The 21,758-nt window shown below is 37.3% G+C and carries 19 protein-coding genes and 1 tRNA gene; 6 read left to right on the forward strand and 14 right to left on the reverse strand.

Annotated elements, in window-relative coordinates; translation table 11 throughout:
- Positions 1–66: 66 nt before the first annotated feature.
- Positions 67–1,254 (forward strand): PP2C family protein-serine/threonine phosphatase, encoded by a 1,188-nt coding sequence (locus tag QOL76_RS12950; protein WP_283413391.1) that lies wholly within the window; start codon positions 67–69, stop codon positions 1,252–1,254.
- Between the two features lie 79 nt (positions 1,255–1,333).
- Here QOL76_RS12950 and QOL76_RS12955 read toward each other — a convergent pair whose 3' ends face one another.
- Positions 1,334–1,867 (reverse strand): fasciclin domain-containing protein, encoded by a 534-nt coding sequence (locus QOL76_RS12955; RefSeq protein ID WP_283413392.1) that lies wholly within the window; start codon positions 1,865–1,867, stop codon positions 1,334–1,336.
- Positions 1,868–2,188: 321 nt separating this feature from the next.
- On the opposite strand from QOL76_RS12955, the gene QOL76_RS12960 reads away from it, so the two are divergent.
- From QOL76_RS12960 to QOL76_RS12970, 3 genes are all read left to right on the forward strand, one after another.
- Positions 2,189–3,655: an SLC13 family permease gene (locus QOL76_RS12960; protein ID WP_283413393.1), complete on the forward strand. Its 1,467-nt coding sequence runs from the start codon at positions 2,189–2,191 to the stop codon at positions 3,653–3,655.
- Positions 3,656–4,065: 410 nt separating this feature from the next.
- Positions 4,066–5,469 carry a histidine kinase gene (locus tag QOL76_RS12965; protein WP_283413394.1) on the forward strand — a complete coding sequence of 468 codons (1,404 nt, stop codon included), beginning with the start codon at positions 4,066–4,068 and terminating at the stop codon, positions 5,467–5,469.
- A 1-nt stretch (position 5,470) separates the two neighbouring features.
- The gene (locus QOL76_RS12970; protein WP_283413395.1) at positions 5,471–6,151 is read left to right on the forward strand and encodes a LytR/AlgR family response regulator transcription factor; all 681 of its coding nucleotides are present in this window, start codon (positions 5,471–5,473) and stop codon (positions 6,149–6,151) included.
- A 48-nt stretch (positions 6,152–6,199) separates the two neighbouring features.
- On the opposite strand, the gene QOL76_RS12975 is transcribed toward QOL76_RS12970, so the two are convergent.
- Entirely contained in the window at positions 6,200–7,072 is an 873-nt protein-coding gene (locus tag QOL76_RS12975) for an AraC family transcriptional regulator (protein ID WP_283413396.1), read from the reverse strand.
- A 347-nt stretch (positions 7,073–7,419) separates the two neighbouring features.
- Positions 7,420–7,806, reverse strand: coding sequence for a hypothetical protein (locus QOL76_RS12980; RefSeq protein WP_283413397.1), 387 nt, complete (start codon positions 7,804–7,806; stop codon positions 7,420–7,422).
- A gap of 383 nt (positions 7,807–8,189) precedes the next feature.
- Between QOL76_RS12980 and QOL76_RS12985 the strand changes: the two genes are divergently transcribed.
- Positions 8,190–8,867 carry a fibrobacter succinogenes major paralogous domain-containing protein gene (locus tag QOL76_RS12985; RefSeq protein WP_283413398.1) on the forward strand — a complete coding sequence of 226 codons (678 nt, stop codon included), beginning with the start codon at positions 8,190–8,192 and terminating at the stop codon, positions 8,865–8,867.
- A 286-nt stretch (positions 8,868–9,153) separates the two neighbouring features.
- On the opposite strand, the gene QOL76_RS12990 is transcribed toward QOL76_RS12985, so the two are convergent.
- The 3 genes from QOL76_RS12990 to QOL76_RS13000 all read right to left on the reverse strand — a co-directional run bounded on the left by QOL76_RS12990 (position 9,154) and on the right by QOL76_RS13000 (position 12,034).
- Positions 9,154–9,226, reverse strand: a tRNA-Thr gene (locus tag QOL76_RS12990).
- A 99-nt stretch (positions 9,227–9,325) separates the two neighbouring features.
- Positions 9,326–11,416, reverse strand: coding sequence for a DUF349 domain-containing protein (locus QOL76_RS12995; RefSeq protein ID WP_283413399.1), 2,091 nt, complete (start codon positions 11,414–11,416; stop codon positions 9,326–9,328).
- 48 nt (positions 11,417–11,464) lie between these two features.
- The gene (locus QOL76_RS13000) at positions 11,465–12,034 is read right to left on the reverse strand and encodes a YqgE/AlgH family protein (protein WP_283413400.1); all 570 of its coding nucleotides are present in this window, start codon (positions 12,032–12,034) and stop codon (positions 11,465–11,467) included.
- Positions 12,035–12,137: 103 nt separating this feature from the next.
- On the opposite strand from QOL76_RS13000, the gene pdxH reads away from it, so the two are divergent.
- Positions 12,138–12,770, forward strand: a complete 633-nt coding sequence (pdxH, locus tag QOL76_RS13005) for a pyridoxamine 5'-phosphate oxidase (protein ID WP_283413401.1) — start codon at positions 12,138–12,140, stop codon at positions 12,768–12,770.
- On the opposite strand, the gene bshB1 is transcribed toward pdxH, so the two are convergent.
- The 8 genes from bshB1 to QOL76_RS13045 form a co-directional block, all read right to left on the reverse strand.
- Positions 12,771–13,490: a bacillithiol biosynthesis deacetylase BshB1 gene (gene bshB1, locus QOL76_RS13010; protein WP_283413402.1), complete on the reverse strand. Its 720-nt coding sequence runs from the start codon at positions 13,488–13,490 to the stop codon at positions 12,771–12,773.
- 12 nt (positions 13,491–13,502) lie between these two features.
- Positions 13,503–14,546: a M23 family metallopeptidase gene (locus QOL76_RS13015; RefSeq protein ID WP_283413403.1), complete on the reverse strand. Its 1,044-nt coding sequence runs from the start codon at positions 14,544–14,546 to the stop codon at positions 13,503–13,505.
- A 9-nt stretch (positions 14,547–14,555) separates the two neighbouring features.
- Positions 14,556–15,500, reverse strand: coding sequence for a thioredoxin-disulfide reductase (trxB, locus tag QOL76_RS13020; RefSeq protein ID WP_283413404.1), 945 nt, complete (start codon positions 15,498–15,500; stop codon positions 14,556–14,558).
- Between the two features lie 179 nt (positions 15,501–15,679).
- Complete coding sequence (locus QOL76_RS13025) at positions 15,680–16,543, reverse strand: sigma-70 family RNA polymerase sigma factor (RefSeq protein ID WP_057936313.1); 864 nt, start codon at positions 16,541–16,543, stop codon at positions 15,680–15,682.
- A 67-nt stretch (positions 16,544–16,610) separates the two neighbouring features.
- On the reverse strand, positions 16,611–18,752 hold the full coding sequence (gene pnp / locus QOL76_RS13030) for a polyribonucleotide nucleotidyltransferase (protein ID WP_283413405.1): 2,142 nt from the start codon (positions 18,750–18,752) through the stop codon (positions 16,611–16,613).
- 98 nt (positions 18,753–18,850) lie between these two features.
- A complete protein-coding gene (gene rpsO, locus QOL76_RS13035; RefSeq protein WP_057936311.1) occupies positions 18,851–19,126 on the reverse strand; it encodes a 30S ribosomal protein S15 in 276 nt (91 codons plus the stop codon).
- A 60-nt stretch (positions 19,127–19,186) separates the two neighbouring features.
- On the reverse strand, positions 19,187–20,974 hold the full coding sequence (locus tag QOL76_RS13040; RefSeq protein ID WP_283413406.1) for an LptF/LptG family permease: 1,788 nt from the start codon (positions 20,972–20,974) through the stop codon (positions 19,187–19,189).
- 71 nt (positions 20,975–21,045) lie between these two features.
- Entirely contained in the window at positions 21,046–21,441 is a 396-nt protein-coding gene (locus QOL76_RS13045) for an START-like domain-containing protein (RefSeq protein WP_283413407.1), read from the reverse strand.
- Positions 21,442–21,758: the final 317 nt, after the last annotated feature.

The raw sequence follows: 21,758 nt of genomic DNA on the forward strand, positions 1-21,758 counted from the left end.
ATTCTTAGTTTAGAATTAAGAAGTATAGCAAGTTAATATAAGAAGCCCTTTTGTTTGGAGATGGGAATGAACCCCAAAGAAATAGTATCAATTAAGGAGTTTGAAGATTTGTTGATCAAAGCAACAAATACTGCTAATGAAGGGATTACTATTAGTTCAATGGATCAAATAGATAGACCGCTTGTTTTCGTAAATGAGGGATTTGAGAGATTAACTGGGTATACAAAGCTGGATGTCATTGGCAAAAATTGTAGGTTCCTGCAAGGGAAGGACACCGATCAATCTACTGTAAATATTCTTAGACTAGCCATACAAAATGGAGAGCAGGCAACTGTTGAATTATTGAATTACAAGAAAGATGGAACTCCCTTTTGGAATAGGCTTTCTATTACTCCTCTCAAGGATAAAAATGGGATAACGACCCACTATGTAGGAGTACAGTCTGATATTACAGAGTTACGGGAAACCCAAAAAAGCCTTAAGTCAGCGAATAAGGATTTGGCCTCATTTCAGAATAAAATCAAGTATGAACTGGAAGAGGCTAGGAGAGTCCAGAACTTCATACTTCCATCAACTTTTCCAACTACCGCCAAACTTAGTTTTGCTTCAGTTTTTGAACCTATGGATCAAATTGGGGGAGACTTTTATGATATTATTGAAATTGAAAAGGGAGTTTTCGGCGTATTAATAGCTGATGTTACAGGGCATGGCATACAAGCAGCTTTACTGACTTTCATGACTTCCTTTGCCTTCAAAAATATAGCTCTACAGACTAGTTCTACAGCCAAAGTAGTTACAGAAACAAATGAAAAGCTCTATAATAAAATGCCCCGGGGTTCATTTATCACCATGTTTTATGTTGTTTATGATTCTAATACCCGGCGATTGAGTTACACTCAAGCTGGCCATCCAGAGGGCTATGTGGTCAGGGCCAACACTAAAGAAGTGATTTCTTTGACATCTTTAAGTCCTCTTGTAGGCGCATTTAGCGGGGAAACTGTAACTTATTCAGAATCTACAATAAAGCTGGAAATTGGAGACAAGGTAGTCCTGTATACAGATGCTATACTAGAGGTTTGGAATAGTGACGATGTGATGATGAAAAGAGAGGAATTCACATCATTTTTAAAGAATAACTCTAAACTTCCAATCAAAGAACTCTTAGATAGTATCAAATCATTTTGCCTTAAATTCAGCGGAAAAAGCAGTTTCAATGATGATTTTACTATGGTAGGATTCGAAGTATTGAATTAATTACTGATAGAAATTCAGAGCTTAGGTATAAAAAAAGCCTCAAAAAGAGGCTTTTAATTACTTATAAATCAGCTTTTTATTACATTGCTGGAGGCAAAATCACAGCATCAATAACGTGAATTACTCCATTTGAAGCATCGACATCAGCCGTTACCACGTTTGCCTCATTAACTTTAGCTCCGTCAGTTGTAGAAATAGTAAGATCTTGTCCATTTACAGTTGATGCTTTCATTCCATCTGTAAGATCAGTAGAAATTACTTTTCCCGGGACAACGTGGTAAGTTAAGATAGCCACTAGTTTATCCTTGTTTTCGGGTTTTAATAGATCTTCAACAGTTCCTTCAGGTAATGCAGCAAAAGCTTCATTAGAAGGGGCAAACACTGTAAATGGTCCTGCGCCTTGTAACGTTTCAACCAGGCCAGCAGCTTTTAATGCTGCTACTAGTGTAGTTAAAGATTCATTTTCAAGCGCCAAAGTCACTATGTCTTTTGGCTGCTCGGCTACAGCTTCTTCAACTTCTACAGCTTCAACTTCTTCTGTGGATGTTTTTTCTCCGCTACATGCAACTGTAAATAATAGCGCTACAGCGAATAGATAGTTTAAAGTTTTCATGATTAATGGTTTTAGTTTAATAGCATAACAAAGTATTGGCAAACTTGTTCACGAGACTTTGACTTTGGGTTTGTATGTTACATAATTTATATTATGTTAAATAGAATAATTATTCACCTACTCATCCAATGTATTCTCGATAAGATAGTTCTATCAAAACTTTTTTGAGCAATATTCAATCAGTAAACTATCAGTTGGTATTGAAGTAGAATTTAAAAAAGCGAATGGGAAATTCATAAGGCCAGAAATTTCAGCCTTTGAGCTTTGATTTTTATTTTTCGGCAAAATATATGTCTCGAAAAGTTTTAGCTTTAAGACTTTATGAAGATCAATCTTAAATCACTAGGGCTTTACTTTGGGCCATTAGCATTTATAGGAATCAATTTTTTTGTTGAGTTCAATGGATTAAACCAATCTGCTCAATCCATGCTCGCTTTAGCTGCTTGGATGGCGATCTGGTGGATTTCTGAAGCCTTACCCATTGCGGCGACCGCATTCCTCCCTTTGATTTTGATGCCTCTTTTAGGTATTCTCCCTATCGCTGATGTATCTGAAAACTACATGCACCCCACAGTTCTGCTGTATATGGGTGGTTTTCTATTAGCAACAGCAATTGAGAAATGGAGCTTACACCGCAGGATTGCTTTAAATATTATAAATCTAATAGGAACAGACCTTCGCAAGATCGTGCTGGGTTTTATTTTGGCCACTGGAATCCTTTCGATGTGGATCTCCAATTCAGCAACTTCTCTTATGATGTTGCCTATTGGCTTGGCTGTGGTAAATCAGTTTAAAGATCAACTTGGCTCATCCAAACTAGCCATTTCTGAAAATCTCGGTAAAGCTATAATGCTTGGAATTGCCTATAGTGCATCCATCGGAGGAGTCGCTACATTGATTGGAACGCCAACTAATATCATTTTAGCGAGTGTTGTTTCTGATCTATATGGATATGAGATTGGTTTTAATGAATGGATGTTGTTCGGCTTGCCTTTGTCTGCAGTAATGCTTTTTATATGCTGGTACTATCTGGTAAATTTTTCCAACCCTCTACCCTCCCGTTTTAGTTTGAGTGATGGAAAAAGCATTATAAAAACACAGCTAACTGCCTTAGGTAAAATCACCTATGAAGAAAAAATTGTAATGAGTATTTTCGGTTTGGTTTGTTTTGCTTGGATTAGTAGATCTTTCTTATTGCAGCAATTTTTGCCTGGCTTGGACGATACAATTATAGTGTTGATTGGTGTAATAGCGTTATTTATTATCCCTTCCTCAAAAGATGGTGAACGCATTCTAGACTGGAAAACTGCAGAGCGCATTCCTTGGGGGGTATTGATCCTTTTCGGTGGTGGGCTAGCTTTGGCAGCTGGATTCAAAGAAACTGGATTGGCAGAATGGATAGGAACCCGATTTACGTTAATAGAAGGTATTTCCTTTTTACTTTTGCTACTGATTATCGTCGCTTCTGTCAACTTCCTTACTGAAGTGACATCAAACGTGGCCACCGCATCCATGTTGCTTCCAATACTTGCATCAGTAGCAGTGAAGCTTGATTTACATCCTTTTGGATTGATGGTTGGAGCAACGCTAGCTGCAAGCTGTGCATTTATGCTACCTGTGGCAACCCCTCCAAATGCAGTTGTTTTTGGATCTGGCTATCTGCAAATGAAGGATATGGTTAAAGCTGGTTTTTGGCTGAATGTGATCTCTATCATTCTGGTAACCTTGATGGTGTATTTTGTCCTTCCAAGTATATGGGACATTAATTTGCTCCAAAACCCATTCTAGCACACACTAATTCTAAATTCAGTAGTCCTTATGCTCTCTTTTTGAGGATCAAAGCTCAATAGTGAAAGCTGATAATCGTAGAATTATATAACAATAGCTACCCATCAACGATCGCTAAAATCGTATTTACATAATCCAAAATTCTTATTCATCCCACAAACTCCCCATTTCGTCACATACTTTTGTAAAGACTTTTTTGTACCACTACTCTTGTCTTATCAATTAGGAAGAGAATTAATGAACACCAAGAAAGTCTTTTATTTGCTGATCCTTTTAGCGCTTATTTACAATATCATGCTGATGTTTTCAGACGGCAGACCTGCGAAGAAGGATTCGGAAAAGGTTACTTTGAACATTAAGACAAATCTAATTGAATCAAGGTAATCTAACATGTTTATAATTAGTGATATATGAAATCAAAAAGATTAGTATTTAGAGATGTAGAATGGTGGATATCCACCTTCGTTTTTTTGATAATAGTGTTGACGAATATCGTTTTTGCGATGTCAACCCATAGAGAGCCTATAGCACAATTCTTTGGGATAGTTGTACTACCAATAGTTCTATATGCTGGCTTTTATGTGATGCATCTAATTATAATTCCTAAGTACCTAAAAGATAAAAATGTTTTACATCTGATTCTTTTCTCCCTGCTTACCATGCTTATTACCGGTGCGTTAACTGGCACATGTGCAGCAATAAATAATTTGGGTGCCGAACGTTTTTTTCGTTTCTATCTAAGTGTGATTCTGCTGTACTCAGTTTATTTGGTGATTGCTAATCTGTTACGGAAAATGTTTTTACCTCCAATGTTTAAGGATTTTCAGCTATATAATGGAATCCGTCTATTTATGATTTTTATATTTCTTGGAGTATTCCTATTTGTCTCCCAAATTTTCGTTAATGAGGCAATTTTGTTTATTCTACTTTTGATAATTCCAGGGATAGCCTTCTTTGTACTTTATAATTACTACCTGCTTTACAGAAATAAATTAAAAGGTAATATCAAAGCTTATCGTTGGTTCTTGTGGGGTTTGTTGATCCTGATTTTCCTGATATTTGTAATTATAGCTGCCGAGAACAATGTCCCAGAAATTATCCTTCTAGGGGTTGGAATGATCGCTGCATTGATTTTAATTGTATTTCCACTTTCCAATATAGTATTCAGTAAGTATGATGATTATAGAGGAAAAATTGACACACTTTCCGTACAAGTCAATCAAAGCACTGCCAATCTCAGTTTTCTTAGATCTCAGATCAATCCACATTTTCTTTTCAACGCCTTAAATACACTTTACGGATCCGCATTGATGGAAAATGCGGAGAAAACGTCTGACGGTATACAGAAACTGGGTGATATGATGCGCTTTATGCTTCATGAAAATCAGATGGATAAAATTCCTCTGACAAGGGAAATAGATTACTTGAGAAATTACCTTGATCTACAGATGTTACGTTTCAAAAACGAATCTAATTTGGATGTGGAGATTAAATTGTCAGACGACATCTGTGAAGGCAGCATTGCTCCCATGCTTTTGATTCCTTATGTGGAGAATGCGTTCAAACATGGAATTAGCACGAAAAGCAAATCTTGGATCAAGATCAATCTAAGATGTCTGCAGGGCTCTGTGCATCTTGATGTGGTCAATAGTATTCATCCCAAAAAACTAACTGAAGATCCACGGGACGAATCAGGGATAGGGTTAGAAAATGTCAAAAGCAGGCTGGCCCATTTTTACCCACAAAAGCATAACTTAACCATCGTAGCAAACGATACAGAGCACTTTGTACACTTTTCTGTACAACTAAGTTGATATGATTAGAGCAATAGCAATTGACGACGAATCCATGGCATTGGAAGTAATAAAATCTCATGCTTCCAAAGTTCCATTTTTGGAACTTAGTACCACTTTTACCGATGCTGTAGAAGGTTTAGAATATATAAAAGCCAATTCTGTAGACTTGATTTTCTTGGACATCAATATGCCTGATATTTCAGGAGTGGAATTAGCTGCACTTTTACCGAAGGAAACACAGGTGATCTTCACTACAGCCTATTCAGACTATGCCGTGCAAGGCTTTGAGTTAGATGCAATCGACTATTTATTGAAACCATTTAGCTTAGTTAGATTTCTTAAAGCCTGCCAAAAGGCTCAGGAATGGCAACAATTACAACCCGGAAATAGGCAGCAGTTTATCTATATTAAAACCTCAGAAGGTCAAATCAAAGTAAAGTTCAAAGACCTGTTCTGCTGCGAAGCTACTGGTAATTATGTGACCTTTCACCTGAGAACTGAAAAGCTGATCAGCAGGATCACATTAGCTGAAATAGAGAAGGAACTCCCCTCTTTTTTTATCCGTACACATCGCTCTTACATCGTCAACTCTGAATTGGTAGATAAAGCTGAACGACATCAGTTGATCCTAGAAGGTCAATCTTTTCCGATTAGTCTGTCCTTTATAGATGAGGTAATGGGGCATTTTGATCGAAGTTAGAGGGGATAATTTGTATTTAATCAAAAGCACTAAGCAAACCTAGTTCTTTTACATAGGCTCAATAAAGTCCTTTTTATAAGCCATAGGAGTTTTGCCAATTCTATCTTTAAACTGCTTATTAAAATTGGATAAGGTTGGGAAACCACTTTCATAGCAAACCTGACTAATGTTCAAGTCTTCATCCTGAAGCAACTTGCGCGCATTGCTGATACGCACATCTCCTACAAAATCGGAGAAAGATTTATTAACCCGTGTTTTAAAATATCGGCTAAAAGCACTTTCAGACATATTAGCTATGGATGCAACATCACTCAGTGTAATTTTCTCCTTGAAGTTTTTAAGGACATATTCCAGTATCTCGGAGATCTTATCCTTTTCATGTGCTCTGTAATTGCTCTTATAATCTGTATTGGTGATTGGATGCAATTCGGAGCTGTGGGCTAAAACATCCAGAATCTCTAAAAGTCCAATAATACTGGCGCCGCCCTTGAGATGAACCAACTCTTTCATCATTTTCATCACCTTTTTATTGGTTTGCCCCGTAACTTCTAGACCTCTATCCGCCCTGGCAAGTAGTTTAGCTATTTCTTCAAACTCTTCTTTTTGCAAAGCATCTTTACCTAAGAAGCTTTCAGGGAAATAAATCACAATATCATGGGTATCCAACCCATTTGCCGGGTCAAAATATGCGTTATCACTTCTCCATACATGTGGGAGATTTGGACCAGTAAGAACTAAGTCACCTTCTTTGAAAGGCTTCATGTGATCTCCAATGTAGCGAGTACCTCTACCCTTCAAAATTACATTTAATTGATATTCTTCATGAGAGTGCCAATATTTATCCAAATAAGACTCTCGCAATTCCCTTATAACAAAAACTTTGTTACTGGGAATTTTTGATTTCTGCAATGGTTTTTTCATAGGTTCTATCTGACTTACTCTATTTTTTAATAAATATTACGCCATAAGTAATCATAATTCAGTCATAATTCAAGTTTATCATATTTTAATTGATGACTAAATTCAAATTTTCTTCTACCCTCAGAAATTAAATATTCCTGGACATTTAGTGGTGGATCCCTCGAATATGCAATAATTCATTCTCTAGATAAATTAAGGATGGTTTTGGGCTTTATAGAAAATTTAACTGCCTTAGTAGTACTAAAAAAATTATTGAATGCAATTGCTTACAAGCAAAAAGGTGACAGATTTATCTATCACCTTTTTCATACCCACTTGATAAAGTGTTTTTAGCTTAATTCTACACTTTACCTACTTTCTTCTTTCACTCTTGTTCCTTCAGCATCAAACATCCCCAAAAGATCTCCTTTAGCATAGTCAGCGTCTACTTTTTTTAAAAATAAAGTAACATCATAGCCGCTAATAGTAAAGGCAGTATTAATAACATCTCCATTAATTGAAGCGGAGGTCATTTTTTTCTCTTCAGTGGCTCCTTCTTCAAAGAAATAACCAGTGGTTTTTCCATCAATTGTCTCAAATCGAATAGGGATTACAGCATCTCCTTCAGGAGTTCCTTTTATTAATACATTCCATTTGCCTTCAAAATATTCAGGAGAAGAAATGGAAGCTGCAATTACAAAGCTTAGCGATAGCATAAACATTATGCTTACCAATACGAGTTTAGTTGATTTCATGCGCAATTGTGTGGTTTTAGGTTTTAATCATTCAATATACTGAAAACATTACCTGTGAATTTGAGATTATACTTCGATTTCTTCTAATATTATAAGAGTAAGTCAAATAACACATTAGCAATTAAGGTATTACAAGAATATTCGGTATCTTATCTATACTTAAAGTTTGCCCTTTATAGCAAAAATCTACTAGGCAAAAAATCTAACTACAAGAAACAGAATTGAAATCAGAGATTCTTGCTGAGTATTTCCTGAATACATTTTTTGACTAGTTTAAAAAGATGTTAACCTAAATAATAAAAGCTTTAATTGTTTAGAAAAAAGGAAAATGAATCCATTCAAAATCGTTTAAATAAGAACGTTTGACTCCCTAATCTTTGCTGATGTCCAAATTACTTTCATTGACTTTAATTTTACTACTACTATTTTCTTGCCAAGAGCCGGAAGATCCAAATCTTTCAGGAATACCCGAAAATGGTATAGAAATAGGTAATCAGATTTGGATGAAAAAAAATCTGGAGGTAAAGAAATTCAAAAATGGAGATGATCTCTTCCAGGCCACTAACCAAGGGGATTGGGAAGATGCTTATTTAAACCAAATTCCGGCTTGGTCTTATTATGAAGATTTAGATCAAAATGGAGAGATTTATGGACTTATCTATAATTACTTCGCCATAGTTGACCCAAGAGGATTAGCTCCAAAAGACTGGAAAATCCCTAGTATATCTGATTGGAATGACTTGTTTATTTTCAATGGAGGCACATTTGAAGCAGGTAAAAAACTTAAAAGCACGGAGTACTGGCTTAATAAATCTGGAACCAATACAAGTGGCTTTAATGCACTTCCTGGAGGTGAAAGATACATTGCTGGATATTTTGGATCAAAAGGGCTAATCGCTTCTTTCTGGACATCTACCACAGAACAGTCCGGAGATATAATAACTGTGGGGATTTCAGATCTTTCAGAGGACTCTAAGATTTTCGTTTCAACTTCTAATGCTGCCTATTTTTCTCCTTCTCAAGAATTGCCAGGCTATTATTTGAGATGTATAAAAGAATAATAATCGAAGAATTATTATTGTCAATATAGGTAACCACCTAGAATGCTAAATTAAGCTTTAAAAGAGCTTCAGTCGCTAAATCAGAACATCCAATCATTTATGAATTAAGTTGAAAACGAATGAAATGTATCTGTATCTGATCTTCGACTCTTCTGTCTAAATCTTCAGTCTGAGCAATATGAAATTGATCGAATTTCTTAGTGTAAAGTACGTATTCAAAAATCATATCAGTGGAGCATTGTACTCCTTAAATACAAAAAGGGAAACATTTCTGTTTCCCTTTTTGAGCCTCCTATCGGGATCGAACCAATGACCTACTGATTACAAGTCAGTTGCTCTACCAGCTGAGCTAAGGAGGCTTATTCCGTTATTGTGATGCAAATATAGGCGTTCACTTTATTCGCTCCAAACCCTCAGAAAAGAAAAATCCTATCTTCCTTATTCTGAGTGAGAAAAATTTAAAACTCCCTTAAAATTGACAGCTTACTCTTCAACTTTTCGATCTCTTCTTCTGCTTTCTGAATCTTAAGATCAAACTGATCTTTCAATTTATCTGCAGTCTTTGAGGCAGCAAAGAATTCTAAATTGTTTTTCCACAATGTAATGTTATTCTCCAATTCAGAAATTTGCTTACGTATACCATGTTCCTTTTTATTAAGCGTCTTCACAGCGTTAGGATCCGATTGAAGTCTGTTCAGATTTAACCTAAACAAGAATTCTTCTCTTCCAGCACCCTCAGGACTTAGTTTTTCTAAGTAAAGGTCTACAGCTGTTTTGAATTGAGCCTGTATCTCCTTCATTGATTTTCTTGGCACAAATCCAAGATCATTGAACTCCCCTACTAATTTGGTCAATTCTTCCTCAGACACTTCTCCCTTTTCAGCCGCCTCAGTGATTTGCTTGCACAGAGCCTGCTTGCTTGCAAGATTCTCCTCAAACTCGGCATTGGACTGCTTATTTGATTCTCTTCTGTTGTCAAAGAAAGTATCACAAGCAAGTTTAAAGCGCTTATATAGACTATCTCTACTCTTTTCAGGGGTTGGACCTAGCTTTTTCCAATCTTGCTGAAGTCTCACTAAGGCATTGGCTGTATTCTGCCAATCTGTAGTGTCTTTTAGTTCTTCTGCTTTTGTAATTAACTCCTCTGCTTTAGCTTGGTTTGTTGCTCTAATTTCATCAAGTTCTTTAAAGAACAAATTCTTGTTGTGAAAGAATTGTTTGAAAGAAGCCCAAAAGGATTTGTTGATATCTCTTCCGGCCTCTCTAGGAACTGGACCTATTTTTTCCCAATTTTTCTGAATTTCCAAGATCTCCTTAGTCTTGGTATTCCAATCACGAATTCTATCAGCTTTAAACTCAGCAAATGGTTTTAATGACTCAATTAGAGCTTCTTTTTGATCTTGATTGGCTTTAAAAACTTCTTTTTGACCTTCATAGAAATCCTTTCTACGATCATAAACTGCATCAGAAGCAGCTTTAAATTTCTGCCATAATGCCTCCTGCTCCTCCCTAGGAACTGGACCAATATGTTTAAACTCCTCGTGCAGCTCATTCAATGCCTTGATTGCATCTTTAAGATCTTTTACATCTTTCAATGCAATAGCTTTATCTACAAGCTCCAATTTACTTTCAAGATTTTTCTTGCGATCAAGTTCCTTTAATTCAAAATAGATACTTCTATTGTCATAAAAGCGATCCATTAAAGCATTGTAACTAGCCCAGAGACTTCGATTTTGCGAAGCTGGAACTTGACCGATGCTTTTCCACTCTTCTTGTAAGGCTTTTATAGTAGCCATACTTAAAGTAGTTTCCTCTCCATCTACAAGATCTCTGAGTTTATTTAGCAATTCAGTCTTTGCCGCCAAGTTGGATTCTTTTTTCTTCTCAGCTTCTTTGCGAAGCGCTCCTATTTGATGGCGATATTCGTAATAATAGGTATTGAATTCCTTTTCTTCGTCGCTTGGACGGAAGTCAAAATCGTCTTCCGAGCCACCTTCAGCTTTAAATTTCTCTAGCGCTTCATCCTTCTCCTTATGTGTATATTCATCAAAAGCTGCCTTGATTTCATGGACAAGCTTATCAATTCTATAAATATTCTCCTGTTTCACTTTGCTTTTTAGCAAAGCCACAAGTTCTATTTTGGACAGTGTAGATACCTCGATCTCCTCTTCATGATGATCGTCATCTTCATCCTCAGAATCACTCTCTTCGGATTCTGAATCCGTCTGTTCCGTTACATCATCTACTTGTCCTTCATTAGTAGGTTCAGTTGAGGGCGTCGGCTCCGCTGATACAGGGTCGTTGACAGCAGTTATAGGAGCTTCTGTAGTCTCTTCTTCCACAGCCTCTAAAGATTCCGTGGTCAATTCAGCTTCCGAGTCGTTCTCTGGTTTTGAATCTACCTTTGAAGTAGGTTCAGGTATCCTATCATCCGGAGATTCTTCCTTAGTTTCAGATTTAATTTCCTTTTCGATACCCTTCACCTCTTCAGAATTGGAGGCTTGAGTCACCTTGTCCTTGTCGGACAAATCATTACTTTTATCAGTCATAAAAACAGTACTATTAAGCGGCAATATGGGCAAAAGTAGGGATTTTGCCTAATTTAATCTTGGATCAAGAGGATAATTTGCTATTACCTTAAACTCCCCTCCCATATTTTTAAGCAGGTTTTTCCAGAGTTCTTCCGGGGTAAAGTTGAAGGTTTGTTCATCAAGATTTTCCCTACAGATAATCCAGGTCTCATCGGATAACTCTTCATCTAATTGCTCAGAACCCCATCCGCTATACCCTAAATAGAACCTGACTGAATCATGGTCAATTAAACCTAACTTTAATTTTTCTACCAAGGAATCGTAATCTCCTCCCCACCATATATTTTCTCCCAACGAAATACTGCCCTCTAATGCCTTTTCTCCGACATAAATGAAATGCAGTGTATTTTGCTCTACTGGTCCTCCTACGAAGACTTCTTTATCTAAAAACTCCAATGCTTCTACAAGTTCTCCCAATTTAAGTATTGAAGGTTTGTTGATAATAAGGCCAAAACTACCTTCTTCGGAATGTTCACAAAGTAAAACCACAGAGCGAACAAAATTTTCGTCTTGCAAAAATGGCTCGGAAATTAAAAGATCACCAGCCTTAGGGTTACGTTGTTCATCTTTAATCATTCGCATCTAAATTCTAAATTCTTGAAAAATATAGATCATAATTTTTTAAATGCAATGGCTATGGTAATTTTATATCTAAGAATTAATTGATACTAAACCAGCTATGAACATCTCAGCAATACGTAAAGACTACACTATTAAATCTTTGGATATCAGTGATGTAAACATAGATCCAATCGTTCAATTCAAAGCATGGTTTGAAGAAGCTTTAAAAGCTCAAGTTCTAGAAGTTAATGCAATGACTGTATCAACAATTGGTTTGGATGGCGCTCCAAATGCTAGAATTTTGCTATTAAAGGGAGTAGATACTGGTTTTGTATTTTTTACCAACTATACTAGCGAGAAAGGAAAAGAACTTGAAAACAACAATGCTGCGTCTTTAACATTTTTTTGGCCTGAACTAGAGCGTCAGGTACGGGTACGAGGAAAAGTAGAAAAAGTGATTGAGGAAGAGTCAGATACTTATTTTTTCTCAAGACCTATAGGTTCACAAATCGGAGCTTGGGTGTCCCCGCAAAGTCAAAAAATTAGCTCTAGAGAAACTATCAACGAACGCCAACTAGAAATTCAAAAGCAATTTGAGGGAAAAGCCATCGTTCGTCCACCGCACTGGGGAGGCTATAGACTAATGCCAAATGCTATGGAATTCTGGCAAGGAAGGCCTAGTCGACTTCATGATAGAATTAAATACGAACTAGTGGATGGGGAATGGTCTCTAAATAGACTTGCTCCTTAATTATTTCAAATCGAAAAGATTATCGGTGCCTATCATCCGTTCCACAGTAAATCCTTCACCGTATTTCACTAGAATTTTATGACCAAATTCTCTGGCTCTTGCTTCTATGAATGGTAGAAACTCCGGATCGGAAATAAAACTTACAGGTTCTTCACTCGTTGGATCGTAAAACTGTGATTGGAAAGCAAGGATACTATCTATTTTAGTCTGCCAATATGGAGTAATATCCATTACAAAATCTGGCTCGATGTAGTTATTCTGAATATAGTGATAGACAAATTTTGGTCTCCAAGCTTCTTGAACTTCACCATCTAAATAAGTTTCAATCTTTCGTAGCCCACTCATAAAGCATGCTGTGGAGGCTAAACTAGAACCTTTTCCATGGTCCGGATGTCTGTCCATTACTGCATTAGCCAAAACAATTTCAGGTCTATATTTTCTGATCATTTCGATCAATTTCATTTGATGAAACTCATCATTTTGGAAATAAACGTCCTTAAAACCTAAATTTTCTCTTGCAGATAATTGAAGAATTTTACCGGCAGCATCAGCCTCCTGAAGCCTAAGCTGTGGAGTTCCACGGGTCCCCATTTCTCCCTGCGTAAAATCAACTATCCCTACTTTATGGCCTAGTGCCACATGGGCTGCGATAGTTCCAGAGCAACCAAGTTCTGCATCATCAGGATGTGCTGCAAAAACTAAAATATCCAGCTTTGTCATTTTCTACTTTGGCTAGCGAACCCGGAGGTTCTGTCCTATTCTTAATATTGTGCGAGTTGAGATCCCATTTAGTCTAGTTAATGTACTGACTGAAACACCATATTTTCTGGCAATGGATCCCAAGTTTTCTCCCTTTTTAACTTTGTGATATGCGTTTGTTCTGGCTTGAACTATGTTACCAAAAAGCGCAGGAGTTATCAAATAGTTTTGATCCCGGATTTTGTACTCAGGAAAATCATATACTTTTTCTGCATCGAAGGCTAAACCTCGGTAGCGAAGCTCATAATGCAAATGCGAACCGGTACTTTTACCAGTATTACCACCTTTCGCAATTAAATCACCTGCTTTTACTTCTTGGCCAACATCGACTAGTTGTTTAGATAAATGACCATAAAGAGTTTCCAGGCCATTTTTATGTCGGATAACTATATAGTATCCATACCCGTACCTATCGTAAGATTTTATCCGGACTATGCCATCAAAACCACTATAGACAGGATCCCCAGTGTTTAGATCCAAATCTGTCCCATAATGCCATCTCCTCCATCTATACCCATAGGATGAAGTGATGGGAGTAGTTTCGAGGGGCATTTTCCAATTGTATCCAAAAAACTCATCGTAAAGACGAATATTTACAGTATCCGAAAATGTCTTTGGATCAAAATTATAAATATCAATTTTATTAGAATCCCAGGAAGAGTAATACTCAAAAGCGGTAACCCAGATACTATCAATTTGGATTTGTTCAGAGACTTTTATCAACTGATTTGTGGGTGCCCAAATCATGATATCCTGGTCCTCACTAATAATAGACCTTACTCTTCCGAGATTTACGTTATTTTCAAAAATAATGGAATCAGTGACTGAAGATAATGTCCTAAGGTAAGATTCCTGATCAAACCCTCTTAGCTCTATATTCCTCCTCTCCTGGCCTGATCCAGTAGATTGCGTAGTATTATTTTTCTTGATAATCTTAGGAAAAATTTGAGCATTGGCATTTAAAGCGCCAATGCTCAGATTTAAACAAAAGACTACAAATAGGATTGAGTACCTCATCTATTGGGTTTAATCATTCTCGAACTCAGCCAAATATCGCTCAGCATCCAAAGCAGCCATACAACCTGTGCCTGCCGCAGTGACTGCTTGCCTGTAGATGTTATCTTGAGCATCTCCACAAGCAAAAACGCCTTCGATGTTGGTTTTTGTACTTCCTGGGATAGTTTTGATATACCCGGCTTCATCCATATGAATATAATCTTTGAATATACCGGTGTTTGGTTGATGTCCAATAGCAACAAAGAAGCCAGAAATGGCGATTTCTGATTTTTCTCCAGTTTTATTGTTAAAGATTCTAAGGCCATTTACCTCATCCTCGCCCAGTATTTCATCTGTCTCAGTATTCCAGAGGATTTCAATCTTTGGGTTGTTCATCACACGTTTTTGCATGATTTGAGATGCACGCATCTCGTCCTTACGCACAAGCATGTAAACTTTACTACAAATATTGGAAAGGTAAGAAGCTTCTTCACATGCAGTATCCCCTGCTCCAACTATTGCAACTTCCTGACCTCTGAAGAAAAACCCATCGCAAACTGCACAGGCAGAAACCCCCTTGCCATTGAGTCGAGTTTCACTTTCTATTCCTAACCATTTAGCAGAGGCCCCTGTGGATATTAAAACAGTATCCGCATGAATAGTTACCTGCTCATCTATAATGACCGTATGAGGTTTGGTGGTGAAATCCACACTTGTGGCCAAGCCATATCTCACCTGAGTACCAAATCGTTCGGCTTGTTTTCTAAAGTCTTCCATCATCTCCGGTCCAGTGATACTATTTGGATACCCGGGATAATTTTCGACATCATTAGTAATGGTCAGTTGACCACCTGGCTGTGCACCGGTATACAATACAGGAGAAAGTCCTGCTCTTGAAGCATATATCGCTGCAGTATAACCTGCCGGTCCTGATCCAATGATCAAAACTTTTACTTTTTCAATTTCTGGTTTCATTAATAGTTAATATTAAATCGGGCAAATTTTACGAATTCTCTCCTAGTAACAAAGTTGCATATTGTTAAAATTCCCTAAGGATTTGACTTAAGTCATAGAATAAATTACTACAATGAACTGGTCAAAAGAGATGGTATAAAAAAAGGGGGCTATTAACCCCCTGTGTTTTGTGTGCTATCTTATCCGAGGTAAGGTTTCAGCGTCTTACTACGGGATGTATGTCTCAGACGGCGGATTGCCTTCTCTTTGATTTGTCTTACTCGCTCTCTGGTCAGATTGAATTTCTCTCCAATTTCTTCCAAAGTCATGGCATGCTCTCCGTTGAGACCAAAGTAAAGCGTGATTACATCAGCCTCTCTTTGTGTCAACGTGGAAAGTGCTCTTTGAACCTCCTTACGAAGGGAATCATTCATCAATCCGTCATCTGGCTTTTCATCACCATCATTTTCCAAAACGTCCAAAAGGCTATTTTCTTCACCTTGCACGAATGGTGCATCCATAGATACGTGACGACCAGAAATCTTCATGGTATCAACAACCTCGTTAGCAGTTACTTCTAGAACCTCTGCCAATTCTTCTGGAGATGGTTCACGCTCAAATTTCTGCTCAAGCTCGCTGAAAGTCTTGCTGATCTTATTCAATGAACCTACTCTGTTCAATGGAAGACGTACAATTCTTGACTGCTCTGCAAGTGCCTGAAGGATAGATTGTCTAATCCACCAAACGGCATAAGAAATGAATTTAAATCCACGAGTTTCATCAAATCGCTGCGCAGCTTTGATCAAACCAAGGTTTCCCTCATTGATCAAATCTCCCAAAGAAAGTCCTTGGTTTTGATACTGCTTGGCAACTGATACTACAAATCGAAGGTTGGCTTTGGTCAATTTTTCCAGTGCCAATTGGTCACCTTCTCTAATTCTCTTGGCCAGAACTACTTCTTCATCTGCTGTCAACAGGTCAACTTTTCCAATCTCTTGAAGATATTTATCCAGGGACTGACTTTCTCTGTTGGTAATCTGTTTGCTAATCTTTAGCTGCCTCATTCAGGAATATGATTTGTGAATTTTAATATATTAAGAGAATCAAATTAATCAATTGTTTCGATTAACCTTATGAATTAGATGCTGGTTTCTCAGGTTTTGGCAATAAAGCCTTTCTTGAAAGTTTAAATTTACCAGTCTTCTTATCGACATCGATTAATTTAACCTGTATTTCTTCTCCTGGCTCAAGCACACCGTCCATAGTTTCTACACGCTCATGCTTGATCTCCGAGATATGTAGTAAACCATCCTTACCCGGCATAAATTCCACAAAGGCGCCAAAAGGTTGAATATTTTTTACTTTTCCAGTATAAGTCTCTCCAATTTCAGGTTGCGCTACGATTGCTTTGATACGGGAAAGAGCAGCATTAAGTTTATCTTGATTTGCAGAGAAAATATTGATTTTACCCTGATTATCAACTTCTTCAATGACAATAGTAGCTCCAGTATCCTTCTGGATTTCCTGAATCACCTTACCACCTGGTCCAATCACCGCACCAATCAATTCCTTTGGAATCATCATGATGAAAGATCTTGGCGTATGAGGCTTCAATTCTGCCTTAGGAGCTGCAAGAGTCTTGGTGATTTCATCCAAAATATGAAGTCTACCTTCTTTTGCCTGAAGCAAAGCCTCTTTCAAAACTGAGTAATCCAATCCTTCTACTTTCAAGTCCATCTGACAAGCAGTGATCCCTTTAGAAGTTCCAGTTACCTTGAAATCCATATCACCTAGATGATCTTCGTCTCCCAAAATATCTGAAAGGATAGAATATTTACCAGTTTTCGCATCAGAGATCATCCCCATAGCGATACCAGTTACAGCAGATTTGATAGGTATACCTGCATCCATCAATGCCAATGAACCCGCACAAACGGTTGCCATAGAAGATGAACCGTTAGATTCTAAAATGTCAGAAACGATACGGATGGTATATGGATTCTCCTCAACAGGAGGAAGTACTTTTTTCAAAGCTCTCATGGCAAGGTTACCATGACCCACTTCTCTTCTTCCTGGACCTCTGTTAGGTTTTACTTCACCTGTAGAGAAGCCAGGGAAATTATAGTGAAGGTAAAATTTGTTGTATCCTGAGATAGTCGCACCATCTACCATCATCTCGTCCATCTTAGTGCCCAATGTACAAGTAGTCAATGATTGTGTTTCACCTCTGGTAAACACTGCAGATCCGTGAGCAGAAGGTAAATAATCAACGACCGACCAAATAGGTCTTACTTCGTCCAATTTTCTACCATCCAATCTTTTCTTCTCATTCAAAGTCAAGTTTCTAGCAGCTTCCTTATGGATCTTACTGAAATATGGACCAATAAGGCTTGCTTCGTATCCGTGATCTTCACCTAAGCTAGCTACGAACTCTTCCTTAATTTCTTTAATTAAAGCAGAACGCTCAGATTTATTAGCAATAAGTTTGCCTACAGAAGCATAAAGCTTGTCGTAAACTTCTGCTCTCATTTTATCGAAAAGAGCTGGATCAGACTTCTCGTGATTGTATTCTCTTTTTACTTCTTTACCTACAAGCTTTGTCAACTCGATTTGAGCCTGGCAATGTCTCTTGATTTCCTCATGAGCATATTGCATCGCTTCTAGCATTTCTTCTTCCTGAATCTCGTCAGCTTCACCTTCTACCATTAGGATAAAATCAAGTGATCCTGCAACTATAAATTCCAAAGAAGCTTTTTCCAACTCCAAAGGAGAAGGATTAATTTTCAATTTACCATCAATTTTAGCTACACGAACTTCAGAGATAGGACCATTGAAAGGTATATCAGAAACTGCTAAAGCAGCAGAAGCCGCAAGACCTGCTAGTGCATCTGGAAGCACATCCTCATCACCACTTATTAAGGTAATGGCGATCTGAGTATCTGCGTGATAATCATCTGGGAAAATTGGGCGAATAGCTCTATCTACAATACGGCTAATCAAAATCTCGTAATCGGAAAGTCTTCCTTCTCTCTTCAAAAAACCTCCTGGGATCTTTCCTGAGGAAGCAAACTTCTCTTGGTAATCAACTGACATTGGTAAAAAGTCCACCCCTTCTCCAGCTTCCTTCTTGGATACTACTGTAGCCAAAAGCATAGCCTTACCCATCTTCACTACTACTGATCCATCAGCTTGTTTAGCCAATGCACCGGTTTCTATTATAATTTCTCTGCCATCTTCAAGCGTGATGGTCTTGGTGATTAAATTCGGTAACATAAATAATTGTTAGTTTGCGTCGTAAGTGGTAAAAGTTTCGGTATAACCTTAAAAATAAAAAAGTAAGGTTCTCACTCAAGAGAACCTTACTAGATTGGTTATTTTCTGATTCCTAGCTCGGCGATGATTGATCTGTATCGCTCGATTTCTTTCTTGTGAAGATAATCCAATAGGCTTCTTCTCTTACCTACTAGCTTCAATAAACCAAGTCTTGAGGAGTGATCCTTCTTATTTGACTTCAAATGCTCAGTCAAATGCTTGATTCTGTGTGTAAAGAGGGCAATCTGAGACTCAGGAGATCCTGTGTCAGTAGCAGATTTTAACCGTCCATGATTCTTAAATAACTCTTCTTTAATCTCTGAGGATAAATACATGTTTAGCTAAATTTTGTAAAACAACCACAAAGGTAAGATATATTTTAAGAATATGAAAGCTTAATTCGCTTTTGAACGAAGAACTTTAATTCTGTTTTGAACACTTTTCCACATGCTCAAATAGAAGTCAGGTTCGAATAGCCTGGAGTCTTTTCTTGCTTGTCTTATAAAGAATAATCCGAAGGGAAGTAAACACAATATTGAAAACCAAGTCCCAAATAATGGATCAGTTAGCCCTTCTTTGGCCCACTTCTCCCCTGTTATGGTAAGCATATAGTAAACGATAAAGAAAATAATAGATACTAATACAGGCATGCCTAGTCCACCTTTTTTAATAATTGCGCCAAGTGGTGCCCCAATCAAAAACATTGCAAAGCAAGCAAAGGCTTGCGTGTATTTTTGATACCATGCTATTTGGAATCTCCTGTAGTCTCTCTTATAATTATCTATTTCAGTTTTGCGAATGGAAAAGTTGTTTTTCAGGCTTCTGGAATTATTCAATGCCATATTAACGGCACTTAACTTTATTCCTCGACCTTCCACTAAGGAATCGATCTCCTTTTTTTCCTTATCGGTAAGAGGAGCAGTTCTAGTTACTTTTACTGCTACTTTAGCTTCAGGCTTTACAGCTGAATCCAGTGCGGCAGGTTGATCTTTTACTTGCCTTTTCGTATTGGCCGTAATATTAGGGGAATCTTGAACAGATGTAGTCTTTACTTTAATTGATTGAATTGAAGTGATGGCTGAGTCTTTACCTGTGCGGCTTAGCAACCTAGCTTCTGGATTATCAGTCAAAACAGCACTTGTATCCTTCTTGGCATTGAACTTTAAATTCTCTAAGGAATCTTTTATAGCCTCTTCTTTTTCAAATTTTGCCTTCCTAACTGAATCGTCTAAAAACTTACGTTGGGCAATATCAACTGGAGGATCAAATTTTCTATCTCTCGTGAAGAAGGGGTAAATACTTTCAGTACTTTGATAATTTTGATAAAGCTTGTCATTCAATAAAGTACTAATAGAGTCAAGCCCAAGTTTTATTTGTGAAATATTTTTGATTGACCTATTCGTTGACCATGCATCTTCTGCTGTCCTATTAAGTTTAAAGGTATTATTCAGGTCAAATACAATTTCATTTGTATCGAAAGAAGTTCTATTAAATTCTACTGGTTTTTCCTTAATACCTCTTGTTTGCCTTTCTTCACTGTAATTAATTCCTTGAAACAAGGAAAGCTTCATGTAATTTTCATTGAAAAAGGGTTCCATCCTACCCGAGTCTGCAAGGGTCATATTTAAATTTCCTGAAGACCCACCTGCATGGCTGTAGATTATTATGTCTTTGAGCCCATATTCACCTACTTTTTCATTGACCTTAATACTATAACCAGGAATCCCTGCGTAGAACACTCCAGCTTTTATATCCAACGCCGGAGATTTCATCCGAATATCATAAAGCAAACTAAACGTCTTCAGATTTACCTTAGGAACCAGGTAATTGTTGGAAAGGTATGCAGCAAAGGAAAGAATAATCACAAACACACCAATTGGCCTTAATGCCCGCAATAGAGAGATCCCACTGCTTTTTATAGCCGTTAATTCAAAATGCTCTCCAAGATTGCCAAAAGTCATTAAACTGGAAAGTAGCACTGCAAGAGGCAATGCCATGGGGGAAATGCTAATCACAAAGTACCCAATCAATTCAGCATAGATCCAGAAGCTCAGTCCCTTACCAAAAATCTCATCGAAATATTTCAGCATGTTGACAGTCAACAGGATAAAATCCACGACAATAAAAGTCAATAAAAATGGGCCTAAAAAAGACCCAAGTATAAGTTTATCTAGTTTCTTCATTATTTAAACTGCTCACTAGGCAAATACGAAGCCTTGGAGTCGAAGTTCAAATTTGCTAAAATGAATTGAGATTACCCACCTATAATATCTTTCAATCTCCCAATTAATCCTTCCCAGATCGCAACTAGCTCATCGTCTTCATAGCTATCCGAGTAATCAATCACTTTTAAAAAGAGTGTTTGCGTAAGATCATTTTCTTCTAGCTTAAATTCTATATAAGCATGATCTGATTCATCAGGACTTTTTGGGTCGTAAAATTCAAATTTCACATGTGAGTTACTTCGCTGAGAAGCTAGGCGAGCGTAATGATCCTCGCCATCAAAATTGAAAATATAATTCTTATCCTCGTTTATTTTCACTTCATCGGCAAACCACTCCTCTAATCCACTTGCAGTACTCAAATAGTGGAAAACTATTTTTTTGGAGGCATTGATTTGATAATCAGCCACAAACTTGTTTTTAACCATGGTAATCGTTTTTACTCTATGTAAAAATTCATTTTTTTAAAGAACGTCAACTTGCATTTCACAATACAAGACCTCATATTTGCATTCCCATTCGAACGGGAGGTTATCTGGGTTGATAATAAACGATTGTCAACTAATTCATTTGACGGATGAAAGTGCTTTAATATAGGCATTAATTTCAAAAATCAATATCAAAAAATATTTCTACTAGGTTAGAAACTCATTGAAGTAATTGAAACAACATTAAACATATTAATGGCGAGGTAGCTCAGTTGGTTAGAGCGCAGGATTCATATCCGCCGCGGCGGACGGGAGTT

This window comes from Algoriphagus winogradskyi (genome assembly GCF_900182815.1).
Taxonomy (GTDB): domain Bacteria; phylum Bacteroidota; class Bacteroidia; order Cytophagales; family Cyclobacteriaceae; genus Algoriphagus; species Algoriphagus winogradskyi.